The organism is Pseudomonas sp. BN417, from assembly GCF_029871205.1.
Taxonomy (GTDB): domain Bacteria; phylum Pseudomonadota; class Gammaproteobacteria; order Pseudomonadales; family Pseudomonadaceae; genus Metapseudomonas.
Genome location: NZ_SSOJ01000159.1, coordinates 1 through 5,328, shown reverse-complemented (window position 1 = coordinate 5,328; position 5,328 = coordinate 1). Strand labels below are relative to the sequence as shown.

The 5,328-nt window shown below is 64.3% G+C and carries 6 protein-coding genes; 1 reads left to right on the top strand and 5 read right to left on the bottom strand.

What is annotated here, in order from left to right:
- Nucleotides 1-202: 202 nt before the first annotated feature.
- From E8F11_RS25990 to rplU, 5 genes are all read right to left on the bottom strand, one after another.
- Nucleotides 203-667 (bottom strand): CreA family protein, encoded by a 465-nt coding sequence (locus tag E8F11_RS25990; RefSeq protein ID WP_280291799.1) that lies wholly within the window; start codon nucleotides 665-667, stop codon nucleotides 203-205.
- Between the two features lie 16 nt (nucleotides 668-683).
- Nucleotides 684-1,802 carry a glutamate 5-kinase gene (gene proB / locus E8F11_RS25985; protein WP_280291798.1) on the bottom strand — a complete coding sequence of 373 codons (1,119 nt, stop codon included), beginning with the start codon at nucleotides 1,800-1,802 and terminating at the stop codon, nucleotides 684-686.
- A gap of 80 nt (nucleotides 1,803-1,882) precedes the next feature.
- Nucleotides 1,883-3,100: an Obg family GTPase CgtA gene (gene cgtA, locus E8F11_RS25980; protein ID WP_280291797.1), complete on the bottom strand. Its 1,218-nt coding sequence runs from the start codon at nucleotides 3,098-3,100 to the stop codon at nucleotides 1,883-1,885.
- Nucleotides 3,101-3,240: 140 nt separating this feature from the next.
- On the bottom strand, nucleotides 3,241-3,498 hold the full coding sequence (gene rpmA, locus E8F11_RS25975; RefSeq protein ID WP_120653000.1) for a 50S ribosomal protein L27: 258 nt from the start codon (nucleotides 3,496-3,498) through the stop codon (nucleotides 3,241-3,243).
- A gap of 24 nt (nucleotides 3,499-3,522) precedes the next feature.
- A complete protein-coding gene (rplU, locus tag E8F11_RS25970) occupies nucleotides 3,523-3,834 on the bottom strand; it encodes a 50S ribosomal protein L21 (protein ID WP_016490856.1) in 312 nt (103 codons plus the stop codon).
- A gap of 244 nt (nucleotides 3,835-4,078) precedes the next feature.
- On the opposite strand from rplU, the gene E8F11_RS25965 reads away from it, so the two are divergent.
- The gene (locus tag E8F11_RS25965) at nucleotides 4,079-5,047 is read left to right on the top strand and encodes a polyprenyl synthetase family protein (RefSeq protein ID WP_280291796.1); all 969 of its coding nucleotides are present in this window, start codon (nucleotides 4,079-4,081) and stop codon (nucleotides 5,045-5,047) included.
- Nucleotides 5,048-5,328: the final 281 nt, after the last annotated feature.

The window sequence follows — 5,328 nt, the reverse complement described above, 5'->3', positions numbered from 1 at the left end:
CCGGTGCCGATGAGCGCCTGAGCGCGAAGCGATCAGGCCGGGGCGCAGGGCGGGGGCCGGGGGGAGAGGGCAGCATCCGCCTGCACGGCGCCAATCCATGGCTATCAGACAATCTTGCCAATCCAGCGCGAATCCAATGCCTCCCCGAAAATCCGCGAAGAACCACAAAAAAGCCCGAACTCGTCGGGCTTCTCGCATCAGGTCAGGGCTTCGTCGGCCAGGGCATGATCGGGATGGCAGTCACCGCATTCTGCGGACTCCCCTCGATCACTCTGTCGCTGTAGACCAGATAGACCAGGCTATTGCGCTTGCGGTCGAAGAAACGCACCACCTGCATGGTCTTGAACACCAGCGAGGTGCGCTCCTTGAACACCTCCTCGCCATCCTTGAGCTCGCCCTTGAAGCGAATGGGCCCCACCTGGCGACAGGCGATCGAGGCCTCGGCACGGTCTTCGGCCAGCCCGAGACCACCCTTCACCCCACCCGTCTTGGCCCGCGACAGGTAGCAGGTCACGCCCTCGACCCCAGGGTCATCGAACGCTTCGACCACTATCTTGTCGTTCGGCCCCACCCACTTGAACACGGTGGATACCGAACCGATCTCTTCGGCCGCCGCCAGCAGCGGCATAGCCGCCAGGGCCGCCACCAATCCCTTGAAAAGGCGCATCTATCCCTCCACCCACTCAGACCAGAATCAGGTTGTCCCGGTGCACCAGCTCCGGCTCGTCGACATAGCCGAGCAGCTTCTCGATGAGATCCGACGGCTGACCGATGATCTTCTGCGCCTCCAGCGCACTGTAGTTGGCGAGGCCACGGGCGATTTCGGCGCCATCCAGCCCCACGCAGACCACCATCTCGCCACGACGGAAACTGCCCTGGACAGCCTTCACGCCCACCGGCAGCAGGCTCTTGCGATCTTCGCGCAGCGCCTTGACCGCCCCCGCATCCAGCACCAGGGTGCCGCGAGTCTGCAGATGGCCAGCCAGCCACTGCTTGCGCGCCGCCAGCAGCCCACGCTCGGGAGCCAGCAGGGTCCCCAGGCGCTCGCCCGCCTTGAGGCGGTCCAGCACGCGCTCGATTCGTCCACCCACGATCACAGTGTAGGCTCCGGAGCGAGCCGCAAGGCGCGCCGCGCGCAGCTTGGTCTGCATGCCGCCACGCCCCAGGGCGCCGCCGGTGCCGCCGGCCACGGCATCCAGCGCCGGATCATCGGCACGGGCTTCGAAGATCAGCTGGGCATCGGGATTGTGGCGCGGATCGGCATCGAACATGCCATCGCGGTCAGTGAGGATCACCAGCAGGTCGGCCTCCACCAGGTTCGCCACCAGGGCGGCCAGGGTGTCGTTGTCGCCGAAGCGGATTTCATCGGTGACCACGGTGTCGTTCTCGTTGATCACCGGGATGGCGCCCAGCTCCACCAGGGTGCGCAGGGTACTGCGGGCGTTCAGGTAGCGCTTGCGGTCGGAGAGGTCGTCGTGGGTCAGCAGGATCTGCGCAGTGTGCCGGCCATGCTCGGCGAAACTGGACTCCCAGGCCTGGACCAGGCCCATCTGCCCCACCGCCGCCGCCGCCTGCAGCTCGTGCACGGCACTCGGACGGTTATTCCAGCCCAGGCGGCTCATCCCGGCGGCAACGGCACCGGAAGACACCAGCACCAGTTCCACGCCCGCATTGCGCAGGGCCACCATCTGCTCGACCCAGACCGCCATGGCTGAACGATCCAGCCCGCGGCCATCAGCCGTCAGCAATGCACTTCCGATCTTCACCACCCAGCGCTGCGCGCCAGTCACCTTGTCCCGCATATCGTCCAACCTTAGCTAGAAGGCCGCGCGGCAAGGCGCGCGGCCATGCGAACATCCCACAGCGCCGGGCGGCGCCGGAGTCAGGGTACGTAGAAGATTTCCGGCCCGTCGCCGTCATCCTCGTCGTCATCGAAATCGTCGTCGTCCTCGGCACCGGCGCTCTTCAGGCCGGCGCGACGCAGGGCGCGCTGATCGTCCATGGCCTGCAGGCGGGCACGGGCCTCGTCCTCGATACGCTGATCCAGCTCGGCGAGCTCCTCGGCGTATTGCGGCTCCTCGCCCATGCGCAGGGTGCGCTCGTCAAGGTAGCGCATGATTTCCTGCGAAATGGCCTCGGTCCCCTCGCGCTCCAGGGCGGAGATCACGAACACCGGACCATCCCAGTCCAGACGCTCGATAACCGCCTTCAACCGCGCCTCACGGTCTTCATCCAGCAACTGGTCGGCCTTGTTCAGCACCAGCCAGCGATCGCGCTCGGTCAGCGCCGGACTGAAGCGGCCCAGCTCTTCGATGATGGTCGCGGCAGCTTCAGCCGGATCGCTTTCGTCCAGCGGCGCCATGTCGACAATGTGCAGCAGCAGGCGGGTACGCGCCAGGTGCTTGAGGAAGCGGATGCCGAGGCCGGCACCTTCGGCGGCACCCTCGATCAGGCCAGGGATGTCGGCCACCACGAAGGACTTGAAGCGACCGACGCTGACCACACCCAGGTTCGGCACCAGGGTGGTGAAGGGGTAATCGGCCACCTTCGGCTTGGCGGCGGAGACCGCACGAATGAAGGTGCTCTTGCCGGCATTCGGCAGGCCCAGCAGGCCAACGTCGGCCAGTACCTTCAGCTCCAGCTTGAGATCGCGGGAATCGCCCGGCTTGCCCTTGGTGGTCTGACGCGGAGCGCGGTTGGTACTGGACTTGAAACGGGTGTTCCCCAGGCCGTGCCAGCCGCCCTGGGCCACCAGCAGGCGTTGGCCGGCCCTGGTCAGGTCGCCAATGATTTCCTGGGTCGCGGCATCGATCACGGTGGTGCCCACCGGTACCGGCAGGATCAGGTCCTCGCCCTTGCGCCCGGTGCAGTCCTTGCTGCCGCCGTTCTCGCCACGCTGGGCGTCGAAGCGACGGGTGTAGCGGTAGTCCACCAGGGTATTGAGATTGGGATCGGCCTCCATGAACACGGAGCCGCCATCGCCCCCGTCACCACCGTTGGGGCCGCCCTTCTCAATGAATTTTTCGCGACGGAAGCTCATCAGGCCATTGCCGCCGTCGCCCGCTTTTACAAAGATCGATACTTCATCGACGAATTTCATCAGGACGCCTCCCGCCACGGGGACGGGTTGAAGAAAACAAAGAACATAGGATACAGGGAAGCTCGAGCAATTCAGAGTTTCCGCACATCAGAAACAAAAAAGCCCCGTCGCAAGACGGGGCTTTTCCAGCGAGGTCGCGATCAGGCCGCGACGATGCTTACGTACTTGCGACCGAAAGCACCTTTGACCTCGAACTTGATCACGCCGTCCACTTTCGCGAACAGGGTGTGATCCTTGCCCAGGCCAACGCCGACGCCGGCGTGGAACTTGGTGCCGCGCTGACGCACGATGATGTTGCCAGCTTTGACAACCTGGCCGCCGAACAGCTTCACGCCAAGGCGTTTACTTTCTGAGTCGCGGCCGTTGCGGGTAGAACCGCCAGCTTTTTTGTGTGCCATGAGTCAAATCCTCCAAAAAGGAAATTAGGCCTGGATGCCGGTGATCTTGATTTCAGTGAACCACTGGCGGTGGCCCTGGCGCTTCATGTGGTGCTTACGACGGCGGAACTTGATGATGCGCACTTTGTCGTGACGGCCTTGAGAGACCACTTCAGCGACTACTTTGGCGCCATCGACGACCGGAGCACCGATTTTCACGTCTTCGCCATTGCCGATCAGCAGGACGCGATCGAAAGTCACGGATTCGCCGGTGGCGACTTCGAGCTTCTCGATCTTCAGGAATTCACCTTCAGCGACTTTGTATTGCTTGCCGCCGGTAACGATAACTGCGTACATGGATTTTCTCCGTTAAACCTGCTCACCCGACGCTTTATAGAAAGAGGTATGGGTCGGCATGGCTGCATGGGGCCGGAACTGACGCCCGTGCAATTGCGTAAGGCAGGAAAATGCCCAAGGAAGTTCAGGGGCCGCGATTGTACGCAAGCCGCGATTGCCGCGCAAGCACCGCCGGGGCTCGCCTTGACAGCCTCCGGCCCGGTCCCTAGCATGCCGCGCAACCTAACAGGAGCACCTCTGGCTGATGCAACCCCAGGCTTTCTACCGCGTGGTGGCGGACGATTTTACCGCAGTCGACGAGATCATCCGTCGGCAACTGACCTCCCGCGTCCCCCTGGTGGAGAAGATCGGCGACTACATCGTCTCCGCCGGCGGCAAGCGCCTGCGCCCGCTGCTGGTACTGCTCAGCGGCAACGCTCTGGGTTTTGGCGGTGACCAGCTGCGCCTGCTGGCCGCCACCATCGAGTTCCTGCACACCTCCACCCTGCTGCATGACGACGTGGTCGACGCCTCCGGCCTGCGCCGTGGCCGCTCCACCGCCAATGCGCTGTGGGGCAACGCGCCGAGCGTGCTGGTAGGCGACTTCCTCTACGCTCGCTCCTTCGAAATGATGGTGGAACTCGGCTCCATGCCGGTGATGCGCATCATTTCCCAGGCCACCCGAGTGATCGCCGAGGGCGAAGTGCTGCAGCTGTCGAAGATCCGCGACGCCAGCACCACCGAAGAAACCTATATGGAAGTCATCCGCGGCAAGACCGCGATGCTCTTCGAGGCCTCCACCCACAGCGCTGCCATGCTGGCCGGCGCCTCCGCCGAGCAGGCCGAGGCGCTGCGTACCTTCGGTGACTACCTGGGCATCGCCTTCCAGCTGGTGGACGACCTGCTCGACTACCGCGGCGACGCCGCCAGCCTCGGCAAGAACGTCGGCGACGACCTGGCAGAAGGCAAGCCTACCCTGCCGCTGATCGCCACCATGCGCGACGGCACCCCGGAACAGGCCAGCCTCGTACGCAAGGCCATCCAGCAAGGCGGCAGCCAGGACCTTGAAGGCATCCGCGCCGCCGTGGAAGCCGCCGGCGCCCTGGACTACACCGCGCACCTGGCGCGCGACTACGTCGCCCGCGCCATCGCCTGCCTGGACCTGCTGCCGTCCAACGTCTATCGCGATGCCTTGATCGAACTCAGCGAGTTCGCCGTGGCCCGGACCCACTGAGGCCGGAGCCGTCAGAAAAGCCCGTCCTGCGACGGGCTTTTTTCTGGTTCTTCACGGATTACCGGGGAATGGGGCTTACGCCGGATTGGTAATCCGGTGTGAGGGGGCTTGGAGTCTTTTCGTTCGGCTCATTGCCGAGTGAGCTTCGAGTCTCTGTTTCGCCCTCCCGGGCGAGTCCCTTTTCCAATCGTTGAAAAGGAACCAAAAAACTTGCCCCAACATCCGGCCCCGGCTTCGCCGGGGTTCCCTCCCTCCAGCGTCGCTCCGGGGGCACGGCGCGA

Coding starts and splice junctions, on each gene's coding strand:
- rpmA (WP_120653000.1), bottom strand. CDS start 3,498: ATGGCACACAAAAAAGCTGGCGGTTCTACCCGCAACGGCCGCGACTCA.
- E8F11_RS25990 (WP_280291799.1), bottom strand. CDS start 667: ATGCGCCTTTTCAAGGGATTGGTGGCGGCCCTGGCGGCTATGCCGCTG.
- cgtA (WP_280291797.1), bottom strand. CDS start 3,100: ATGAAATTCGTCGATGAAGTATCGATCTTTGTAAAAGCGGGCGACGGC.
- proB (WP_280291798.1), bottom strand. CDS start 1,802: ATGCGGGACAAGGTGACTGGCGCGCAGCGCTGGGTGGTGAAGATCGGA.
- rplU (WP_016490856.1), bottom strand. CDS start 3,834: ATGTACGCAGTTATCGTTACCGGCGGCAAGCAATACAAAGTCGCTGAA.
- E8F11_RS25965 (WP_280291796.1), top strand. CDS start 4,079: ATGCAACCCCAGGCTTTCTACCGCGTGGTGGCGGACGATTTTACCGCA.